Below are 18,634 nucleotides of genomic sequence, written 5' to 3' on the forward strand. Positions count from 1 at the left end.
GAAGCGCGAAAGCAACAAAAGTTAACCAATTCCTAAAAGCGGAGCCCAATTCCGCGCCGATTTTCTTGCAAGCAGGAATTACGCAATAGGTCCAAAACACTCAAACCGCCAGACCCCTCAAAGGAAATCTATCTCTACCCGCGGTAACCTCTGTTTTCCCTGGCCATTCCTCACAAGCCAGGGTATCGTGACAGCAATATTTCAGGAATTTACCGCATGGAAAAAATTTCAACCAAGCCTTTTTATCGCCGCCATCTTCCACATTGGAACCCTGCCAACGCAACGTACTTTGTCACCATTCGCCTGGCAGGGTCGGTGCCGAAAGTGGTCCTACAGAACTATCGCGAGGAAATGAAAACTCAGGAAATCCCGCGAACCGAACGGTTCAAACGACGCCGTACCTGGTTTCGTAAGTTCGAATCACTGTTACACCACGATCCAGTGGGTCCTGTTTGGTTATCTCAACCAACTGTGGCCCAAATGGTAGTCGACTGTCTCCACTACCGACACGGAAAAGTCTACTCTCTGGATTGTTTTTGCATCATGCCCAACCACCTGCACCTCATTTTCTGTCCGCTGAAATCCGGATCCGGATTGTCGAGTAAGGTGAGTTCACCATCTCTTCCCGGGATCATGCACTCGCTGAAAAGCTACACTGCGCATCAAGCGAATAAGATTTTGGGCAGGGAAGGTCCCTTTTGGGCCCAAGAATCTTTCGATCATTGGCTTCGAAGTCCAGCCCATTGGCGTCTGGCCGTCGACTATGTGTTGGATAATCCTGTCAAGGCAGGGTTTGTCGAGGCCTGGCAGCAATATCCTTGGTGTTTCACTCGGTTTTGATGGGTGGCTTCGCTCTTTTGATTTGTAGTGATGTCGTCACACGACGGCTTCGAAGTGTCGGCCCAGCGGGCCAACCTACCGCGACGACGCCTCTCTTTAAAATGCGGGAACCCCGTGCGGGCGTGTTTCGTACGAGAATGGCTTCGCTTTTGGTTTGATTTTATACCTCGACGAAAAAAGGGCGGCTTACAATAAGCCGCCCTTTTTCGATGTCTCGGTCGAGACCCCTTATCGCACGACCGGTTTATCGGGGTCTCGACCACCGAACGGATCGTCCGTCGAACCACCGGTATCGCGGACACCGATCGGCTCGACCCGAATGACGACATCCGCGCCATCCAAGTCGGGTCGGCGCGGGACCAGGCGACCGGCGACGTCCAACAGCACCTCGATGCCGTCGGTCCCACCTGCCAGGCCCAACACGCGAAGCGGTTCCTCGCTGGTCCAGACCTGAACGCCGCGCAAGCGACCCAAACGCAGGTCGTAGGCCGCAACGAAACCCTGATGGGCGGAAACGGCCTCGACGGTGTGACCCTCGGCCGACAACCAATCGCCGAATTGACCGGCAACGTAGACGACCTGGGCTTCGAGGCCGATACCGGCGATCAACAGGGTGCCGTCGCCCCAAAGTTCGGAACGCCAGCGGCCGTAGCCGTCACCGTCCCACAAGCTCAGAACCAAGCGTTGGTAGGGCCGGCCGGCCGGGGGATCCAGGCCGACCATCAGACGCCGGCCCCGGTCATCGAGCTGAACGACCAGCGAAGTGGTCGACAGGGTCGCCGGCAAAATCGGCGAAGCCAACAGCCAGTTGCGAGCGGGGGATTCGAAGGCGCTCACGGTTGAAACATGAACGGTATCCGGGTGTAAAAAAGGTTGTAACAATAGATGGAGCATGAGTACCTCCTCCTTGAAAATAATCACGAAACGACTTTGGTATTTTTTTGCCAAGTGTTTCGTCGTAGAGTTGAGAAATGTCGCGTGAATGCGATTTACACTTATTTTGAATTAGACGAACATGTAGATAAAAAAAGGGCGTCACCGCGAGGATGACGCCCTTTTCCCGTGCCTGACGGTGGTGGATTCCTCCACCGATCGGTTTAGATCTCGTCTCGGATCTCCCGATCGACAGCAGCATCTGCGCCCTTGGCGGGCCGATCTTCGCGGTTCTTCAACCATCGATATCTTTTCGAGACCGATTCCGGCAGACCAATCCAGCCGGAGAGGGTCGTGTCTTTCTCTACATTCATGGGGACCTCCTCACTTCGCGATACCCACCTCCGCGGTCGAGCCGGTGCACGGCTCGGTGGTGCGAAAGGGTTCGGAAGTGCACTTCGATCGGGATGCGAGATGGACCGCCTTCGTGGTGTCATCACGCGTTTTTCGGCACGGGTATCCGCGACCACGGACGATACTCCCAAAGGGGCAAATCCTACTTGGGGGCTCGTCTACAAAGAAGTCGATGCATGTCGCGGTTTCGATCCGCGGATCACGTCGAATCATACTATGATTCAGGCAGCCGCCGATCTCGAAGTGCCCGATTTTAGGGAGCGCTCCTGGCCATGTCAATACCCTTTTTGGGAACTTTCTTGGAGGGATTCGTTAAGCCTGTGCTTTGAAAGATGTTGAGGTGAATATTTTTTTGAGAGGTGGTTTTGGGTGGGCGTTCTTCAGCTCCGTTTCCTTTGTGACCTCCATGGAAAAAATTCGAAATCACCTCTAGCTCGGTAGCTGTGCCGGTACGATCAAGGGGACCGGTCGATCACACACCGTCAATTCCCGCACCGGACGCGCAAACAGATCACCGTCCAACTGGCCGGGAGGTGGCGTGTCCGGCCATTCCAAGCGAACCGAACTGGACTCGGCGAAGATCAGGCCCGGATCGCGATCGAGCTGGCGGCGCCACGCGCGCCACAGCATGCCCATCGCGGGTCGCCAACCTCCGCGCGGTTGAGCCACGATGGCGAACCTGGCCGATTCGGGATCGGCGTTCGCCGTCACCGCATAGGCGCCGCCGTAGTGTTTGAACCGACTGATGATGGCGAAGGTGCATTCGATGCGGCGGCCGTCGTCCAGCACCAGGGCGCAGGGAGGATAGTCATAGCCGAAAAGGCTTTTGGCCAGGGCTACCGAGAACGCGGCCTTGCCGATTCGGTTTTTAAGTTTTTGCGGTACCTGGGTCAGCACATGGGCATCGATGCCGAAGCTGTACATCATGAAAAAGCGGGTGCCGTCGTCGGTGCGTCCCGGAAGACAGGGCACGGTATGACCCGTGCGCAACATGGCGACGAAGGCGTCCAGTTCGGACGGTAGACCGAATTCGACGGTGATGACGTTCGCGGTACCCATGCCGTAGAAGGCCGCCTGGCCAAAGGGCACTCCCGCGTTGAGAAAGTAGTGGAAGGTGCCGTCGCCACCAATTACGACCACCCGGTCTTCCGCGCAGACCGCTTCACAGGCTTGGCGGAATCGATCCATATCCGGGTGGGTTTCGATGACGGCCACCGATTCTCCGGCGGTACGGAGGCGTTCTCCCAGCGACGTGGCGAGGCGGGAACCCTCACCCTTTCCAGAGACGGGATTGACGATGAGAAAGGTCTTCAAGGAGGCTCCTTTTCAGGTTCCCCCCATCATACCGGGCGAGAGTTGGTTCGTGCCCATCCAGTAACAGGGTTTTTTAATGGATCCCCCGGATCGGCCGGGTGTGAATGAGAATGTTTCTGAGACCTGGCGCCTGAAGGTCGATACCGTGCCCATCCAGCCAACTCGCGCTGGAAGTTGCGACTATTCCGTTTCTGGATGGGCACCAGGGTGATCACGTCTCTTCGCCTGCATCGGCGTGCACCCGTGATTTCGCTCAGGACACGCTCGCGAAGGTATAGGTCGCGTCTTGTTCCGCCAGGCGGCGCAATTCCGTCCGTCCGGCTGACCGGATCTCTTCCAAGACACCTTTGAGATGGCCCAATTCGGTCAGGGAGTTGATCAGGATGAACCGGAAATGTCGTCGTCCCTTGAAGCTGGTGATGTTGAACAGTGCCACGCCGCGGCGCCTCACCGCTTCACGGGCGCGGCGTTGCACCAGGTCCAGCGTTTCTCCGGGGCAATCGGCCAATCGCTCGGGCAGATAACGGAAGCAGACGACCGGTGACACCGGATCGTAGCTGAGGGAGAAGTCGGGATCGGCGGCGATGAGCTCCGCGAATTCTCGCGTCAGGCGCAGGCGGGTTTCGGCGAGGCCGCGAAAGTGACCGGCGCCATAGGTGCGCAGGAGGAACCAAAGGGGCAGGGCATCCCAGCGTCTCCCGCACAAGGGCGTGAAATGACCCAGGTTCTCGCACAGATCCTCTTCGCCCGCGTCATCCTGGTGGAACAGGTAGTCGGCCTGGACCCGAAAGGTTCGTTTGAGATCGGCGGGTCGCGGCGTCAACAGCACGCTGCAGGTCAGGGGCACGTACATCCACTTGTGGGCGTCCCAGGTCACCGTGTCGGCGTGTTCGATGCCGGCGAACCAGTGTCGACCGGATTCGGTGAGGGCCATGCCGCCACCAAAGGCGGCGTCGACGTGCAGGTGGAGATCGTGTTCGCGGCAGATGGGGGCCAGCTCGGCCAAGGGATCGAAGCCGCCCGTGACCGTCAGACCCAACGTGGCCACCAGGGCAAACGGCTTGAGCCCGCGGTCGGTGACTTGGCCCAGCACGGTTCGCAGTCCCTCGACACGCATTTCGCCGCGTTCGTTGGTCGGCACGCGAAAGACCTGTTCGGTACCGATCCCCAACAGGGCCGCCGCGTTGGCGATGGAATAGTGCGACTCCTCGGAACACAGGATGGCACCGCGTTGCGTGGCCCGCGCCAGGCCGATCCTGGCCACATCGGGGTCCAGCTTGCGCCGGCGTGCCACGGCCAGGGCCAACATATTGGACGTGGAACCGCCGGGCAGGAAGATGCCGCCGCTGCCGGCGGGCATGCCCAACAGTTTCGCCAGCCATCGCGCCGTGATTTTTTCCACCACGGTGGCGACCGGCGCGGCCTCGAACGTGGACAGGGTGGCGTTGACCATGGTCGCCAATGCCGCTCCCAACACGGCCACTGCCGGCGTACCTGCGGACATTTGGTTGAAAAACATCGGGTGCCAGGTCTTGACGCTCTTGCCAAGCAGGCTCTCTTCGAAGACATTCATGGTGGCCGCGAAGCCCTCGCCTCGCTCCGGTGCCGCGGTCTGCAGCAGCTCCTGCTCGGGCGATCGGGGGTCGTCGGCCTGTTCGCATTCTCGGATTTGATGGCCTCGCTCCACCTCAGCCAACATCTCCAGAACGGTTTCCTGTTCAGAAAACGGCTGAACCGCGTCAGCGGCGGGATCAGCGTAATAATCACTCATGACGCGACCCAGGAGGGTCGCCATATTCTGAATCGTCATGGCATCATGTAATTGCTGCATGTGGCGCAAACTCACTTTCCCCAGTCTTTGCCGTGGCGGGGCTCCAAGTACGGCGGCTTTTCGGACAGCTCGGACTTATATCCAAACGATTGCATTAACTTGACAAGGGGATTTTTCAGGGGAGATTTCATCCTTACCCAAAAAAATGGAAAAATCAAGCATCCCCTGTTTGTTTCATATTTTAAGCATGAAGTTCACCGATTTCGCATGGTTACGAGGCACGTCGTACCCATTGCCGCGATTCCTTTCATCTCCATGCCCACGGTGATGCTTCCTTCTGTATCTTGGCCGCACCGAGTTCGTCCCGCAGCCTGCGTGAAACTTGGTTCGAAACCAAGAGACCGTCGGCGATGACCCGAGAACAAAAATCGACATTCTGATATCAACTTGGGTCATGAACCGTACGGTTCGATGGTCTGGTCGTTCTCGGGGTTGCCTGACCGTTTCATGCTCCCGAAAACCGCGTTCCTGTCCGAAACCGAATCCATTCTACACGGATCGCGGCGATCAGGCGAGTCCCTGGCGCCGATCGAATGCCAACCGTCCACCGGCCCGAGCCGATTGGATTCCCTAAATGCGTTGCCGGTCACCAAGTGCGCCGCCTTGCGATCTTCTCTTGGTGTGGTCACGATTCGTCAACAATTCCTTCACGAAAAGCGGTCGAGCCGATTTCCGAAGGGCCTGTGTGCAAAATCCACAATAGCTGCGGAAAAGCCTGTGGAAAACGTTGTGGAAAAATGCCAAAAGCCTTGCCAAGTCATTGTTCGTTGCACATTAACCAAAAATGGTTGCATGGCGAAAACCCTTGCCAATAGCCGTTTTGGCTTGACACACCCGTGACAGGAATGTCAAGCGGCCGGATTCCGCATTTAGACGGGCAGAAACCGGGCTTTGTGGAAAAAAGGCGAAATGGGCCGATAAATCCCAAAAATTCAAGCACTTTTTTGGCCGAACAATTGGGGTACATAAATCTCAAAAAGCGAGATGGCCGATCGCATGTTCGGTATTTCGGTTTGGGCGAAAGGGGACTCAGCCCACCGGGACTTCGACCTCACCGGAGTTTCGCATTTCCATTATCGATGCCAGGCGATCTTCGATCACCTTGACCGCGGCCTCCGATTCCCGGGACTTTCGAAAGGCTTCGTTCATGGCGGCCAGCTTTGCCCGGAACGAGGGATCGTCCAGAACACGATCGATCGAGGGCAGCAGGGATTCCGCCTGCAATCCCTTGATGCGGCCCATCAACCCCAGGCCGTGATAGACGACCCTCGCCGCCGTGCCTGGCTGATCGAAGGTCAGGGGGAAGACCACCATCGGCACCTCGTGCTGGATGCATTCGCGGATGGAGTTGGCGCCGCCGTGGGTGATCATCACCGCGGCTCGCTGCAGCAAGGCGAGTTGGGGGGCGAAAGGTACGGCGGTCAGGTTGGCGGGGATCGGTGCCAACTGGTCGATGTTCAAGTGCTTGCCGGTTGTCAGCACCCACTGGAGGTCCGGCCGTTTGACCGCACATTCCCGTATCGTGCGGGCGAAGGTGGCATTGGCGTGAATCGAGCCCAAAGAAGCGTATATCAATGGTTTGTTCGGATCCAGGCATTCAAATGGGAATGCCTGCTCGCTGCGGTCCTCGTCGGCCGGTGCCGCTACATGGTACACATCGTCCGCGACGGGTCCTGGCATTTCGAAATCTCTTGGATAAAGGATAATTTCAGGGAAATCTAAAAAAACAGAAAACATGGCACGATCGTTCAGCTTTTCCAAAGGGTACCCGTAGCGTGCCGCCAACTTGCGGGTATAGCGAATCCAGTCGAAGCCCACGCCGAAGGCCGATTGCACCTTGAGCAGAAAGAACCGTTGCCGGTAGTACTTGCGCCAGGCTTTGGCGATCTGAGGATCGCCCGGTTGGAGCGTCGAAAAAATCGGCGGGCGCATGGGGTCCTGCTTGGGTGGCATGGTGGTGTGCAGGTACATGGCGGGCAAACCGGCGCGATAGGCCAGCAGCGACCAGGTGGGTCGAATCGATCCGTCGATGATCACCAAGTCGGGGTTCAATTGATCCATAGTGGCCAGGAACGAGGTCTCGCCACCGCGTATAAGGTACTTGAAATAGTCGCGATAATGCATGATAAAACGACGGTGCTGGAGGAGAGCCGTGAGGGGGCCCTTGCCGCCGGAACGGAACAACTCGAGGTGGTTTTTGGGAAACCAGTCCGCGTAGATCGGCAGGAATTCGAAACCAAACGGCGCGACGAACGCTTCGCAGTCGGGCATGCCGAAAAACACGACGTGATGGCCGCGAGAACGCAGTCTTTTGGCGAGCGGTAGGGACCCGTTCATCGGGCCGGACATGGGCAGGACGCAAAAACCGATCGTTGCCATGGTTCCTCCACGCGGGCCCGATTGCGTGGATGAGGTCGCACCCGGGCTCACCATCCATCTCACGGGAGGAGCGAGGAGGCACGGTCCCGCGATGATACTATCTTCAGGGAAAATCAAGGCTCAAGGTAACACGGTTGCAGGACAGGGTTCAAAGAAAAGCGCGAAGTCTAAAAACAAAGCCACTGTATTCAATATATTACCTGCTTGTCCTTGTCAGTCGAATGCGGTACTGCAATAATACTCACGAAAATCCTCTCTTTTAAAATTGAATTTCTTTCGGGAGAAAGCCGGTGACACCAGAATCATTGGAGGTGGAAGCCTCCCGCGTCATCCGCAACTACACGTTGTGGGCCGGCGGATGGGGATTGATCCCCATACCCGCCGTGGATTTTCTCGGCACTTGGGCACTCCAAGTTCTTATGTTGGAACGGCTTGCTAAAGTCTATCGGGTACCGTTTTCAAGGCACCGTACCTGTTCGGTGGTCAGTGGGTTGCTCGGCGGCTTGGCCGGCACCGAGTTGTCCTACGGGTCGTTGCGTTATTTGCTGCGGGCGGTGCCCGTGGCCGGCCCCGCGCTGGCCGTGGCAACCGGGCCTGCGGTCACGGGAACGATCACCTATGCGCTGGGCAAAACATTTGCGACCCACTTTGCCTGTGGCGGCAATTTATTGAGCATGAAACCAGGGCAATTGCGCGCTCATTTCCTGCAGGAGCTGGAGCGCGCCAAGCGCGAGGGCGTCGCACGAGATGAAGCGTCTCCGGTCGGTCCGGCATCGGATACGGGGGAAGCGCCGGCGGCCGAGCCCAAGCCCAAGAAAACGCGTGCCAAAGCCAAGCGGGCGGATGCCGCCGATGCGCAAGAGACCGGGACCGCGGAGTCACGGCCATCGGAGGCTAGCGAGGAGCCGGTGAAAGCCGAATCGGCGGCCCCCACAGGCGAAGAGACGGTGAAAGCCGAACCGGTCGCCCCCACAGCCGAGGAGGCGGTGAAAGCCGAACCGGCGGCCCCCACGGCCGAGGAGCCGGTGAAAGCCGAACCGGTCTCCCCCACGGCTAAAGAGACGGTGAAAGCCGAACCGGCGGCCCCCTCGGCTGAAGAGACGGTGAAAGCCGAACCGGATGCTCCAGTCAGCGAAGACAAGTCGGACACCGAACCGGAAGCACGTGCCGAATCAGCCGAAACGGAACACCCGGCGCCTGAGCCGGAAGACGAGGGCGATATCTCGATTGAACCATCCGAGGCCGCTCGGGTAGACACCTCGGAACCATCTTCCCAGGCGGCCGAACAAGCCACAGAGGTGGAACCTCGGTCGGTCGTCACCGAACCGGATGTCCCTGTCGAGACGGAATCACCGGAGCCCCAGGATGCTGTCGAGGCCGAGCCCGCGGTGACGGAACCCGAGGCCGCGGCGCCCTCCCAAACCGAGGAAGAGACCGCTTCGGTCTCGCCGGCCGAGGTGGATCCCGCCAAAAAGGATTTGGTGGTCAAGGCGTTTTGGGATCGCAGCTACCGTGAATTGGCGCAAGAGCCGATTTGGGCCTTGCGGGGCGTCAGCGATGTCGACGGAAAACTGTTGGCCGACGCGTTCCGCGTGACCACCATCGAAGATCTCGCCAATCTTTCCTTCGCGGCCAGAGCCCGGGAGATCGTCGACGTTGCCGAGGTCGCTCGAGCCGGACAAACCGTCGACGAAGCCGTTCTTTCCGACATTCGGGAAACCTACCTGGTCTCCGATCGCGCGGACACCCCGATCGAACAACTGCCGCGCGAGCCTTTGACGGTGCTGAAAGGTATCGGTGAGGAACGGGCGGCGGCCATGGCCCAAGCCTTCAACGTCAAGACCCTCGCCAAGCTGGCGAGCCTCAAGTTCGTGGCGTGGTCCCAGCGCATCCTGGCGTTGGCCGATGCCGTCGACACGGGCGAATGACCGAACCTACGGCGATCTCCGCGCTTTCCCCTCGACCCGCGAACATGACCTTTACCCGAACCTTTCGCCCCGAAACGCGGTGGTGTGCGCGAGTCTCACTACCGCCATCTTTCATCGAGGTACATACCATGAACCCTTCCGCTACCAGTGCGACGTCCACCGAGACGCTTCCGCAGACGCCCGGCACCGAGATCATCGGCCGCGGTCTCTGCCTCTGGCCCGACGCCCCTTACGAACTCAAGGATCACGTCTGGCCCATGTCCCACACCACCAAGGTGTTTCACTGTTCCGACACCGGCCGAACCTACTCTCTGCCGGAAAATGTCGAGGTCAACCCCTCACCGCCGTTGCCTTCGGATACCGTGCTCGGCCACACCCATATCGCCGAATCCTTCGAGCACCTGACCAAAAAGGTGGAGGTGGATACCCAGGTGGCGGGCGGCAACGGGCCTTTCACCGTCGACGTCAATGCCTCGCAGATTCAGCAGTTGAAGACCGAGGAAAGGGCCACCTACGCCATCTGTCAAAATTTCCTGCCCTTGTACGAGGTCTATATTCCCCGGCTGTTCACCCTCGACGAGTCGGTGTTCGACCTGGAGTTCCCGACCCCGTTCGATCCCAAACACAAGAGTACCTACGAGCGCTTTTTCAATCGGTTCGGAACCCACGTGGTCAAACGGGTCTGGGTCGGTGGCAAGGCCATGATCAGCCTGGTCACCAAAAAAACCGAATCCATGTCGGCCGAGGACATTCGTCGCGGGCTGAATGTCAAGGCGGGCGCCCAGAGCGCATCCGAAAAGGCCAAGCTGGAGGAGATTCGCGAGAACCTGAAATCCAATGCCGACATCATGGTGTTGGGCGAGGGCGGCGACAAGTTGAAGCTGGGTGCCATGCGCTCGCTCAACGAAACGGCCTACAACGAATGGGTGGAAACGATCAAGGAACACCCGCGCGTCATCGAAATGGAGCTGGTGGGGATTTGGAACCTGTTCCACGACGAGGAAAAGGCCAATACGCTGGCCAAGGCCTACGAGGCCGAAACCAATTTCGAGGAAGTTTCTTCGCTGCTGTTCCGCCAACCCCATCTCTACATCATCCGAGGATCGGAATTCGTCTGTTACCACCTCGAAAAGAACAAGGTCGTGGAAACGGGCAATTACAGCGACCTGTTTCCCAACATGCCGGAGCGCCTCAACTTCGACGCTTCCTTCAGTTGGGAGGAGTGCGACGGCGGCCGGCAGGAGTTTCGAGAGAAGGTGATTTTTTTCAAGGGCCGCGAGTTCATGATGTTCGACCAACAGACCAATCAATTCGACGAGGGTTTTCCCCAGCCCATCAACGGTGCGGACGAACAGGGCCGACCCTTTTGGCCGGGATTGACCTTCGAACGGGTCGACGCCGCGGTCAACTGGGGGGACGGCAGTGTCTATTTGTTCTCGGGCAATCAGTACGTCCGATTCAACCTGGACACCCATTGCGTCGATCCCGGGTATCCGCGTTCGCTGCAACCCTTTTGGGCGGGCCTGCCGTTCGAGCGCATCGACGCGGTGGATACCTGGAACGGACGCAAGGCCTACTTTTTCTATAAAAACCAATACGTGCGTTACGATATGGCCGAGTACCGGGTCGATCCGGGCTACCCCAAATCGCTGCGCGGCAACTACGTGGAGGATTGGCGCATCGATTGACGCGCGGCCGGACCCCATCGTTGTGACAACCCACTACGCATGAACGACCATGAGGAGAGTCATCGTGGAGAAACAAAAGAAAAAGCCCTCTGCGGAAGATGTTCGCTTGAAAACGGCGGAAGAAAAGGTGCAGCTTTATACCCTTCTGAGCGTGCCGGTGGGATTGGTGCCTGCGCCGGCCCTTGACTTGGCGCTCATCGGTGCCGTGCAGTTGAAAATGGTCCATTCCTTGGCCAAGGTGTACGACACGCCCTTCAGCCGGAGCGTCGTCAAAGGTTTGATCGGCTCCCTGGTTTCGGCCGCGGTGGCTTCACCCACCGCGAGATTGGCGACCAGTGCCCTGAAACTGGTGCCGGGACTGGGCACGTTGTCGGGCGCCATCGCCATGTCGGGTACGGGAAGTGCCTTGACCTACGCGGTAGGCAAGGTATTCGTGTCCCATTTCGAGGCGGGCGGCACGATCCTGAACCTGAATGCACGGAAGATGAAGGCCTATTTCCAGGAAAAGTACCGTGAGGCCCAGGAGGGTGACGAACGGATCACCTACGCGGGGATCAAACCCTGAAACTGGCGCGGTCCGCTCCGCGAGGCGGGCCGCAGTCGCATACATTATTAATATGAATCCCTACCGGCGCTCTTGGCCCTTGGTCCGAAGTGCGTATCCTGGCAGTTCCCGCATGGACGAAGAAGTGTCGCTTCGACGGATGACTGTTCCCGAGAGCGAAGCCCAGTGTTCCGCAGAAGGATTACCCACCGAAGTCGCCAGGCATCGATACACCCAAATCTCTAGAGAGGCGTGGTGCCTGTAGGTGGAGCAGCCTGCTCCACCAATCGAAGCGACGTCAGCCTCGACGGATGGCCGAGACAAAGAGCGAAGCCGAGTGTTTCGCAGAAGGATTGTCCATCGAAGTCGCTGGGCATCCGTATTTTCGAATCCCTAGAGATACGGCCACCGCAAGTCATGATGCCCTTGCAAAAGGAAACAGGCAAACCCCTGAGCTTCGCTCTTATGCTTGGTATCGTTGTCGGTTGGGGGTCGCTTCGAAATGTCGGCCCAGCGCACTGGGCGGGCTCGGCACCTACGGGCACCACGTCTCTCTCGAATATGCGAGTACCTCGAACGATGTTACGCTGCGGGGTTCAGCGGGCCGGCTTACCGCCCCTGCTGAACCTACCGGGCAACACGCCTCTCTCGATTGTGCAGGTACTCTGAGAGGAACGGCTTCGAAGTGTCGGCCCAGCACCCTAAGCTGGCCCGGTACCTACAGCCACAATGGCTCTCTCATACAGTCGGGAACTCCTGGATGACGAGCTTCGATTGGTGGAGCAAGCTGCTCCACCTACAGGCGCTGTGCCACTTTCCGGGATGCGGGAACTGCCAGGTTGCGCGCTTCGAAGTGTCGGCCCAGCACCCTGAGCGGGCCCGGTACCTACAGCCACGATGGCTCTCTCAGACAGTTGGGAACTCCTGGATGACGAGCTTCGATTGGTGGAGCAAGCTGCGCCACCTACAGGCGCTGTGCCACTTTCCGGGATGGGGGAACTGCCAGGTTGCGCGCTTCGAAGTGTCGGCCGGGCCGGCCAACCTACTGCGACGACGTCTCTTACTGTCATGCGGGCACGTCGAGCCGGCAATCTCTGCCCATGACTCGCTTTCCGGACGTTCAGTCGTCTACCCAGGATTGGAACAGGCTCAAGTGGTGGGCCGGAAGCGTGATGGTGCCCTCCGTGCCCTTCGAGAACAGGTGCTTGGTGCTGCCCGAAAACAACAGCAGGTCGCCATCGCGCTTGCGGATCTCGTACACGAACTCGATCAGCCGTTTCTTCAGCGTGCGAATGGCGGTCTTGATGTAGATCCGCTCGCCGTAACGACCCGGCGCACGAAAACGAGCGGTCAGATCGACCACCATCATGAAAATGCCGTCCCGTTCAAGCTCGTGGTACGGCAGGCCGAGATCGGCGCACATGCGAATGCGGCCCATCTCGCAGTAGACGACGTAACTGGCGTGGTGTAGCACGCCCATTTGGTCGGTATCGGCGTAACGGATCTCCAAATCCGCCTCGTGCCATTTCATGAACCCTCCGACAAGATGTATTCGCGACCGCCGGCGTCGATCAAGATCCAGCGCCCTTGCCGGTGCACCAATGCAGCGGGGGAACCCCAGGCTTTTTGCTCCGGCCAGGTGCGTGGGCTGGCGGTCGTCTGATATAACTCGATGCGGCCGTTACGGCGTACGGCCAGGCTGGGACGCTCGGCGATCACGGGTAACAGCGTGAACGCCGGCGAGACTTCCAGCTTGGGGGAACCGCTCGGCGAGGTGCCCAGCTCGAAGGCCAGCGGCATTTGGGGCAGGGAGCGTTCCCGACGCTTCAACGCGCCGCCCTCCAATTGGATCAGGGTCAGCGTCACATCCACCGTGGCGTGTTCCCAACTGCGCATGACATCGCGCACGCCGTCAGGGAAGGAAAGCAGCCAGTAACCGTTTTTGGTGGGCTGCGCCAAACTGTACCGGCTGAGGTGGGTGACGGCCGTGTCGTCGACCAGCTTGAACACGGACCCTCCTGCATTCAGGCCGACGCGTGCTTCCTTGGGCGCGCCCAGCCACAGCATGCGCCCGTCGAGCAGCAACGGTCGCATCTTGCGGTCGATCTTCTCGTGGTTGCCCAGGTCCCGCCCTGGCTTCCACACCACTCGTTCGCCGTTTTTGGGCTGGTAGATCGAAAGCGTGTCCGGGTCGATCTGCGAAACCAGGGGAAACCGCAGCGATAAGCCGTGGTGACTGCTGAGAGTTGGCCGCCGCTCGAGGAATTCGGTCCAGATGGGCACCGAGATGGCATGCCAGCGATCGCCGTGGAAGAGGTGCAGTTTTTCCGCGGAGAAGAAGCCCGGCAGGGAGATGTCGGGCAGCGGGATGTCGAGCGGAACGGCTTTGGTTTCCGGCAGGGAGCCTGTGGTACCCGTCGTGAGGTCGTGACTGTGGAGACGTCCGTCGCGGCGCACCAGGGCCAGGAGCCCGTTGCGGGTGACCAACTGGCCGGGCACCTCGCGAAAGGCGGACTCGGCCTCTCGAAGGTCGCGATACCGGAATTGGGGCTGCGTATGAATCAGAAACGAATCCCAGACCTGAAAGGCCACCTCGTCACCAGCCGACGACGGAGACAGACCGAACAGTGCGAAAACCAAGCACCAGGCTGGCATCCATCCGCTTTTGAGAATCCATCCGTGCATCATGGTCACTTCACCGGTTCCAGTTTCCAGGATGAACCCGTGCGCCTCGCGGCCCAGGCGTTTTGGTGGAAAAAGAGCGCGCCGTGGGGTGCCTCGGCGAGGTCGGTTTTGCGCTGGTTCAGCGCGGGGCCGCGTCGACTGGCGTAGAACCGCAAACCGCGTTTGGCGTCCGAGACGGTCAGGTCGGCGTAACCGTCACCGTTCCAGTCGGTGGACCAGGACACCAGCACCGGCCGACGGGGATCGTCGTCGTCCTTGCTGACCTTGAAACTGAACCGATTGAGGTTTTTCCAGGTGCCGCTCGCGAATCCCAACACCTGGCAGCGAAAGGTGGTGTTGCCGGTGAGGGCCTGCCAGAGCTGGGTGCGCACGCGTTGGGAAACGGTGAACACGAAGAAGCGCGGCTGCGCCCCGGAGAGGTCGAGGCCGTACTTGACCACGATGCCCTGACCGTTCGCGAGCATGTTGCCGGACGGATCGGTCAGGCGCCAACCAAAGCTGTCGAAGGAACCCTGCTCGCCTCCGAAGAAAAACCAATGGCTGTCCGTCGTGCCCGGCAACGGCAGGGGTTCGACCCGTTCCATGCTCTTGGTGGCGGGCAGCGCGGTGCGATGCGGCGGCTGGCCATCGCTCAGGTCGACGCGATAGTAACCGTCGCCGTCGCGCCAGTGAATCGTGGCACCGAGGCGTTGCAGTGCCGGCTGCACGTATTCCCGTTCGCCCTGTCTGGCTCCGGCGGATAGGGCAGAGGTGGTCGGTCGGGCCAGTCGATGCACGCGACCGGTGCCGGTGAGTTCGACGGCGTAAAAGTGCCGAGCGGTGAAGAAGACCAACCAGGATCGATCCTCGAGGTGGAAGCGCGAAGCCGGCAGCCAGGGGTGGCGCGAGGAAATGGGGGTCTCGAAGCGGTGCAATCGGGATTGGCGGATGCCCTCCTGGTCCAGTCGGTCGATGCCGTCGGGGAACACCGCGATCAGCAGCGAATCTTCGGCCGAGGTGGCCAAAAACAACACCTCGTCGGGAATCTGCACCGGTTTCGGCTTGCCGGTGTCCAGGCGCCAGAGTTGCGAAGGGCCGCCGTCCTCTTGGCGCACCAGCCAGCGCGGCTGTTCCGGCGCCAGCAGGGCCAGCGGCGTCGCCGATCCCGGAAGATCGATAGGGGCGGGTGCCGCTCCCGCATTTTGGGTCGTAAACATCAGACAACCCAGCAGGATGCCGAGCACGGTCAGGCTTCCTTTTTCAACCGTTGCGACTTTTTCTTTTTGCGCGGGCGGACGCAGATTCCGAAAACCTTGCGGCGTTTGGGGCCCAGCGCGATGCGGGTCATTTCCTTATAAGACTCGAAGATATAGTCCTCGAACTTGCCGATCTTGACGTAGATGCCGGGATAGATGCGGCTGGCCACCAGTTCGGCCTGCATAGCGTAGAATCGGGGGTCTTCGAGGTGTTTGCGAATGGCCTTGCCCTTGGTTTTCGTCAACTTTGCATTGACCGCCACGGCCGTCTTCCACATCGTTTTTTTGGTACGCAGCCAGGCTTCGCGCAGGGTGGGGGAGGCCATTTCGATAACGGTGTGAATTTGGTCGCGATCGCCGAGAATGCCGATGCTCAGATGTTCACCCACGCGAATCAGACCACCGACCAGACGGCTGTCCTCGCTCTTGGCGACCATTTGCTGCACCACCGAAACCGATGAGTCGATGCAGTGGTGTTCCAGGATCAGGTTCTTGCCGGCGAGCACTACCGAGCGTTCGATGCTGCCCAGATGCACGTGGTCGCGGCCGAAGACGCCACCTTCGCGACAATCGGCCACGGTGCCGGTCACCGTCAGCGGGCCGCGTACGCGTACCGTCGAATTGCGAACGCTGCCTTGAACGACCAGTTCGCCACCCACATCGAGGCGCGAAACACCGTCCAAATCACCGATCACGACGAGGTTGCCTTCGTGGCGGTAGCTGTTGCGGTACATGATGTCGGTGGCGACCATGCGGGCGTAGTGCTTGGGCGCGGGTTGCTCCTGCCACGGGAAATTGGGAACGAAGTCTTCCAGCGTATCGTCGGCGATATCGTCCCAGGCATCGAGTTCCTGGGTGTTCAGGCGGGGCAGGTCGCGTGCGGAGATAGGCAGTTGCAGAACCCCGTAGCCGTCGATGGCGCGCGCTTCCGCGTACGTGCTGTCGTTGGGTTCGTCGCAACACAGCCAAATCGGGAAATCCTGGACCATTTCGCGCAGGGCCAGCACCAATACGGGCACCGGCATGTCGACCAGGCCACTTTCGATGATCACCGTGCCCGGTTTGAAGGTCTCGAACTTCGGCACGCCTTCCATGCCGGAATGAATACACGCGGCGCGGAACCCGGCGCGCTCCAGGACCCCCTTGATTTGGGCGGCCTTTTTGGGTTCTCGGTGAATGACCAGATAGCGGTTGGGGTCCAGCATGATGCAAATCTTTCCATGTGTCTTGTAATTCAGCGAAAACCTATACGGCGGTGACCCGGTGTGCGGAACCCGTGTCCCGGACACATGTGCACACGCCAGCCTCAATGCTTGGAAATCCAGAATGTTCCATACGGTTGCGGCCGTGAATCAAGCAGCGGACTGGAAGGGTCCAATATCGAAAAAGCAGATCCATTTTAGCGGAGGATACCCTAAAAACCAACCGCAAGAATCTCGTAGGTGCCCACCAAGAATCGGAATCATTGCGGCGACCGGCGCGGCCTGGCTGGAGGGGCACGGCAACGGATTTTCGATGTCGCACCTGATTAACATAACTATTTTAAGGTGTTTGTATGGTTTTTGAGGCCTGGTGGCCGAGATTGAAGCCCATGGGATGCCCTTCGGTTCAGAGAACATCTACCTAGTGAACCGCTGTCGTTGGACGGGCACCTGGCGGGAGAGTTCGTCCCGATTCTCACCGCGGCGCCCCTTGGCTGCCAAAAGGATTGAGGCGCGCGGTGCGACGGAGGGAACCGTGTCTTCTCGAAAAGTCTCGCTCCTTCGTAGTCGCCTGGTGTAAACCTTGTGGGTGTGATGAAAATCACATGTTGGTTTAAGTGAGGGAAATTACAAAAAACGATCTGAATCAGTACGGGAGAGGCGGCGCGAAAGGGGGCTGAAGATAAAAGCGTCACGAAAATTCGATGATGTTCTTCAAAAAATGAAATAACCCACTGCCCAGGCTTTCAATAACTTCCGAGAAATTCCCAGCATTCGTTCGGGTTTTTTGTGGAGCTGGAACTCAAGCGTTGCCGGTCCGGCGCCGATAGGGATGGAACAGCAGAGGCTATATACGGGATGAGCTCCACGATCGGGCCCCGAAGAATAGACCGCGGATTCCAGGCGTTATGTGACGCACCGGATTGGTTACTTCCACAGTCTTCGTCCGATTCACGTTGATCATTGCCGTTCCACAGGAACTCCGATGTGCCGGTTCATATGCTCACCACCGGGTCGCATCACGAATCCGTTCCAAAACCCTGTCTTTTCCCATCCCATTGGAGAGCTGCAGGTGTGCTCAACCTTGTTTCTCGAGTCGGTTTTCTGAATGGAAGTGCTTCCACGTTGTCGATTGGAGTGGTTCTGCAACGTTCGGAAGACGAATCCATTTCAACGATGAGGCTTTTTTGGAGTAAGATTGAATCAATCGCCCATCGTCCAGATCGTTTTTTCAGTTTTTTGCATGATTTTGTTTGATGCATGTAAGGGGAAAGTCGAAAAACTTTACCATCGCCATGTCCTCAAGGAGTTGCCATGATCGACCAAATCTTAGGATCTTCACCCGTACTCAACACCAACGCCGTGAGCCCAGTGGGTCAGGCCCTCGGTGCGAGTCAGAACGCGGAGGCCAACTCCGGCAGCCGTTTCGACACCGAAGATTCCGTGACCATCTCCTCCGCAGCCATCGAAGCGGCCGGTCAAAACGAAGGAACGCTGGAGACGGAGCGTAGGCCAAAAGAGGAACCAGTGGACCTTTGAGTAGCCTTTTGCAAAGAATTCGGTTCTACGACCCAAAGTAAAAATTATCTGAACAGAAAAGGGATGCCAGCAAGGCATCCTTTTTTGTTGATGCAATAAATTTCTTTGACTCAAAGCCTGAGAGAACGGGATAGGAAAAAACAACTAAAAGAGTTGACAAAT

14 protein-coding genes are annotated in these 18,634 nt (G+C 58.8%); 5 read left to right on the forward strand and 9 right to left on the reverse strand.

The genetic code is table 11. From position 1 onward, the window contains the following. Window positions 1-216 precede the first annotated feature (216 nt). Entirely contained in the window at window positions 217-840 is a 624-nt protein-coding gene (locus J3U87_RS02055) for a hypothetical protein (RefSeq protein ID WP_237381360.1), read from the forward strand. 228 nt (window positions 841-1,068) lie between these two features. Here the strand turns inward: J3U87_RS02055 and J3U87_RS02060 are convergent, their stop codons facing one another. The 5 genes from J3U87_RS02060 to J3U87_RS02080 form a co-directional block, all read right to left on the reverse strand. Next, on the reverse strand, window positions 1,069-1,734 hold the full coding sequence (locus J3U87_RS02060) for a hypothetical protein (protein WP_237381361.1): 666 nt from the start codon (window positions 1,732-1,734) through the stop codon (window positions 1,069-1,071). A 203-nt stretch (window positions 1,735-1,937) separates the two neighbouring features. Continuing rightward, window positions 1,938-2,087, reverse strand: coding sequence for a hypothetical protein (locus J3U87_RS02065; protein WP_237381362.1), 150 nt, complete (start codon window positions 2,085-2,087; stop codon window positions 1,938-1,940). Between the two features lie 469 nt (window positions 2,088-2,556). Continuing rightward, complete coding sequence (locus J3U87_RS02070) at window positions 2,557-3,441, reverse strand: diacylglycerol/lipid kinase family protein (RefSeq protein WP_237381363.1); 885 nt, start codon at window positions 3,439-3,441, stop codon at window positions 2,557-2,559. Between the two features lie 253 nt (window positions 3,442-3,694). After that, window positions 3,695-5,272, reverse strand: coding sequence for a pyridoxal phosphate-dependent decarboxylase family protein (locus J3U87_RS02075; protein ID WP_237381364.1), 1,578 nt, complete (start codon window positions 5,270-5,272; stop codon window positions 3,695-3,697). Between the two features lie 1,029 nt (window positions 5,273-6,301). Continuing rightward, window positions 6,302-7,651: a glycosyltransferase gene (locus J3U87_RS02080; protein ID WP_237381365.1), complete on the reverse strand. Its 1,350-nt coding sequence runs from the start codon at window positions 7,649-7,651 to the stop codon at window positions 6,302-6,304. A 290-nt stretch (window positions 7,652-7,941) separates the two neighbouring features. Here J3U87_RS02080 and J3U87_RS02085 point away from each other — a divergent pair, with 290 nt between their 5' ends. The 3 genes from J3U87_RS02085 to J3U87_RS02095 all read left to right on the forward strand — a co-directional run bounded on the left by J3U87_RS02085 (window position 7,942) and on the right by J3U87_RS02095 (window position 11,832). After that, window positions 7,942-9,579 (forward strand): YcjF family protein, encoded by a 1,638-nt coding sequence (locus tag J3U87_RS02085; protein WP_237381366.1) that lies wholly within the window; start codon window positions 7,942-7,944, stop codon window positions 9,577-9,579. A gap of 128 nt (window positions 9,580-9,707) precedes the next feature. Further along, window positions 9,708-11,267 carry a hemopexin repeat-containing protein gene (locus tag J3U87_RS02090; protein WP_237381367.1) on the forward strand — a complete coding sequence of 520 codons (1,560 nt, stop codon included), beginning with the start codon at window positions 9,708-9,710 and terminating at the stop codon, window positions 11,265-11,267. A 64-nt stretch (window positions 11,268-11,331) separates the two neighbouring features. Then, window positions 11,332-11,832 (forward strand): YcjF family protein, encoded by a 501-nt coding sequence (locus J3U87_RS02095; RefSeq protein ID WP_237381368.1) that lies wholly within the window; start codon window positions 11,332-11,334, stop codon window positions 11,830-11,832. 1,099 nt (window positions 11,833-12,931) lie between these two features. Here J3U87_RS02095 and J3U87_RS02100 read toward each other — a convergent pair. Genes J3U87_RS02100 through J3U87_RS02115 form a run of 4 tightly spaced genes read right to left on the reverse strand, consistent with a single transcriptional unit; the run spans window position 12,932 to window position 16,936 of the window. Then, window positions 12,932-13,342 carry an acyl-CoA thioesterase gene (locus J3U87_RS02100; RefSeq protein WP_237381369.1) on the reverse strand — a complete coding sequence of 137 codons (411 nt, stop codon included), beginning with the start codon at window positions 13,340-13,342 and terminating at the stop codon, window positions 12,932-12,934. Then, window positions 13,339-14,499, reverse strand: a complete 1,161-nt coding sequence (locus J3U87_RS02105) for a hypothetical protein (RefSeq protein ID WP_237381370.1) — start codon at window positions 14,497-14,499, stop codon at window positions 13,339-13,341. Before J3U87_RS02105 ends, J3U87_RS02100 begins: the two co-directional genes overlap by 4 nt. Window positions 14,500-14,501: 2 nt before the next feature. Beyond that, window positions 14,502-15,719 (reverse strand): hypothetical protein, encoded by a 1,218-nt coding sequence (locus tag J3U87_RS02110; RefSeq protein ID WP_237381371.1) that lies wholly within the window; start codon window positions 15,717-15,719, stop codon window positions 14,502-14,504. Window positions 15,720-15,721: 2 nt separating this feature from the next. Beyond that, window positions 15,722-16,936 (reverse strand): FapA family protein, encoded by a 1,215-nt coding sequence (locus tag J3U87_RS02115; RefSeq protein WP_237381372.1) that lies wholly within the window; start codon window positions 16,934-16,936, stop codon window positions 15,722-15,724. Window positions 16,937-18,247: 1,311 nt separating this feature from the next. Here J3U87_RS02115 and J3U87_RS02120 point away from each other — a divergent pair. Beyond that, the gene (locus J3U87_RS02120; protein WP_237381373.1) at window positions 18,248-18,472 is read left to right on the forward strand and encodes a hypothetical protein; all 225 of its coding nucleotides are present in this window, start codon (window positions 18,248-18,250) and stop codon (window positions 18,470-18,472) included. The last annotated feature ends 162 nt before the right edge of the window (window positions 18,473-18,634 follow it).

Origin of the sequence: Sulfidibacter corallicola (genome assembly GCF_017498545.1) — a bacterium.
Lineage (GTDB): Bacteria > Acidobacteriota > Holophagae > Acanthopleuribacterales > Acanthopleuribacteraceae > Sulfidibacter > Sulfidibacter corallicola.

What these genes read in the sequence shown, in the direction of transcription:
- J3U87_RS02055 (WP_237381360.1), top strand. Translation starts at nt 217, where the DNA reads ATGGAAAAAATTTCAACCAAGCCTTTTTATCGCCGCCATCTTCCACAT.
- J3U87_RS02060 (WP_237381361.1), bottom strand. Translation starts at nt 1,734, where the DNA reads ATGCTCCATCTATTGTTACAACCTTTTTTACACCCGGATACCGTTCAT.
- J3U87_RS02065 (WP_237381362.1), bottom strand. Translation starts at nt 2,087, where the DNA reads ATGAATGTAGAGAAAGACACGACCCTCTCCGGCTGGATTGGTCTGCCG.
- J3U87_RS02075 (WP_237381364.1), bottom strand. Translation starts at nt 5,272, where the DNA reads ATGCAGCAATTACATGATGCCATGACGATTCAGAATATGGCGACCCTC.
- J3U87_RS02080 (WP_237381365.1), bottom strand. Translation starts at nt 7,651, where the DNA reads ATGGCAACGATCGGTTTTTGCGTCCTGCCCATGTCCGGCCCGATGAAC.
- J3U87_RS02090 (WP_237381367.1), top strand. Translation starts at nt 9,708, where the DNA reads ATGAACCCTTCCGCTACCAGTGCGACGTCCACCGAGACGCTTCCGCAG.
- J3U87_RS02100 (WP_237381369.1), bottom strand. Translation starts at nt 13,342, where the DNA reads ATGAAATGGCACGAGGCGGATTTGGAGATCCGTTACGCCGATACCGAC.
- J3U87_RS02105 (WP_237381370.1), bottom strand. Translation starts at nt 14,499, where the DNA reads ATGATGCACGGATGGATTCTCAAAAGCGGATGGATGCCAGCCTGGTGC.
- J3U87_RS02115 (WP_237381372.1), bottom strand. Translation starts at nt 16,936, where the DNA reads ATGCTGGACCCCAACCGCTATCTGGTCATTCACCGAGAACCCAAAAAG.
- J3U87_RS02120 (WP_237381373.1), top strand. Translation starts at nt 18,248, where the DNA reads ATGATCGACCAAATCTTAGGATCTTCACCCGTACTCAACACCAACGCC.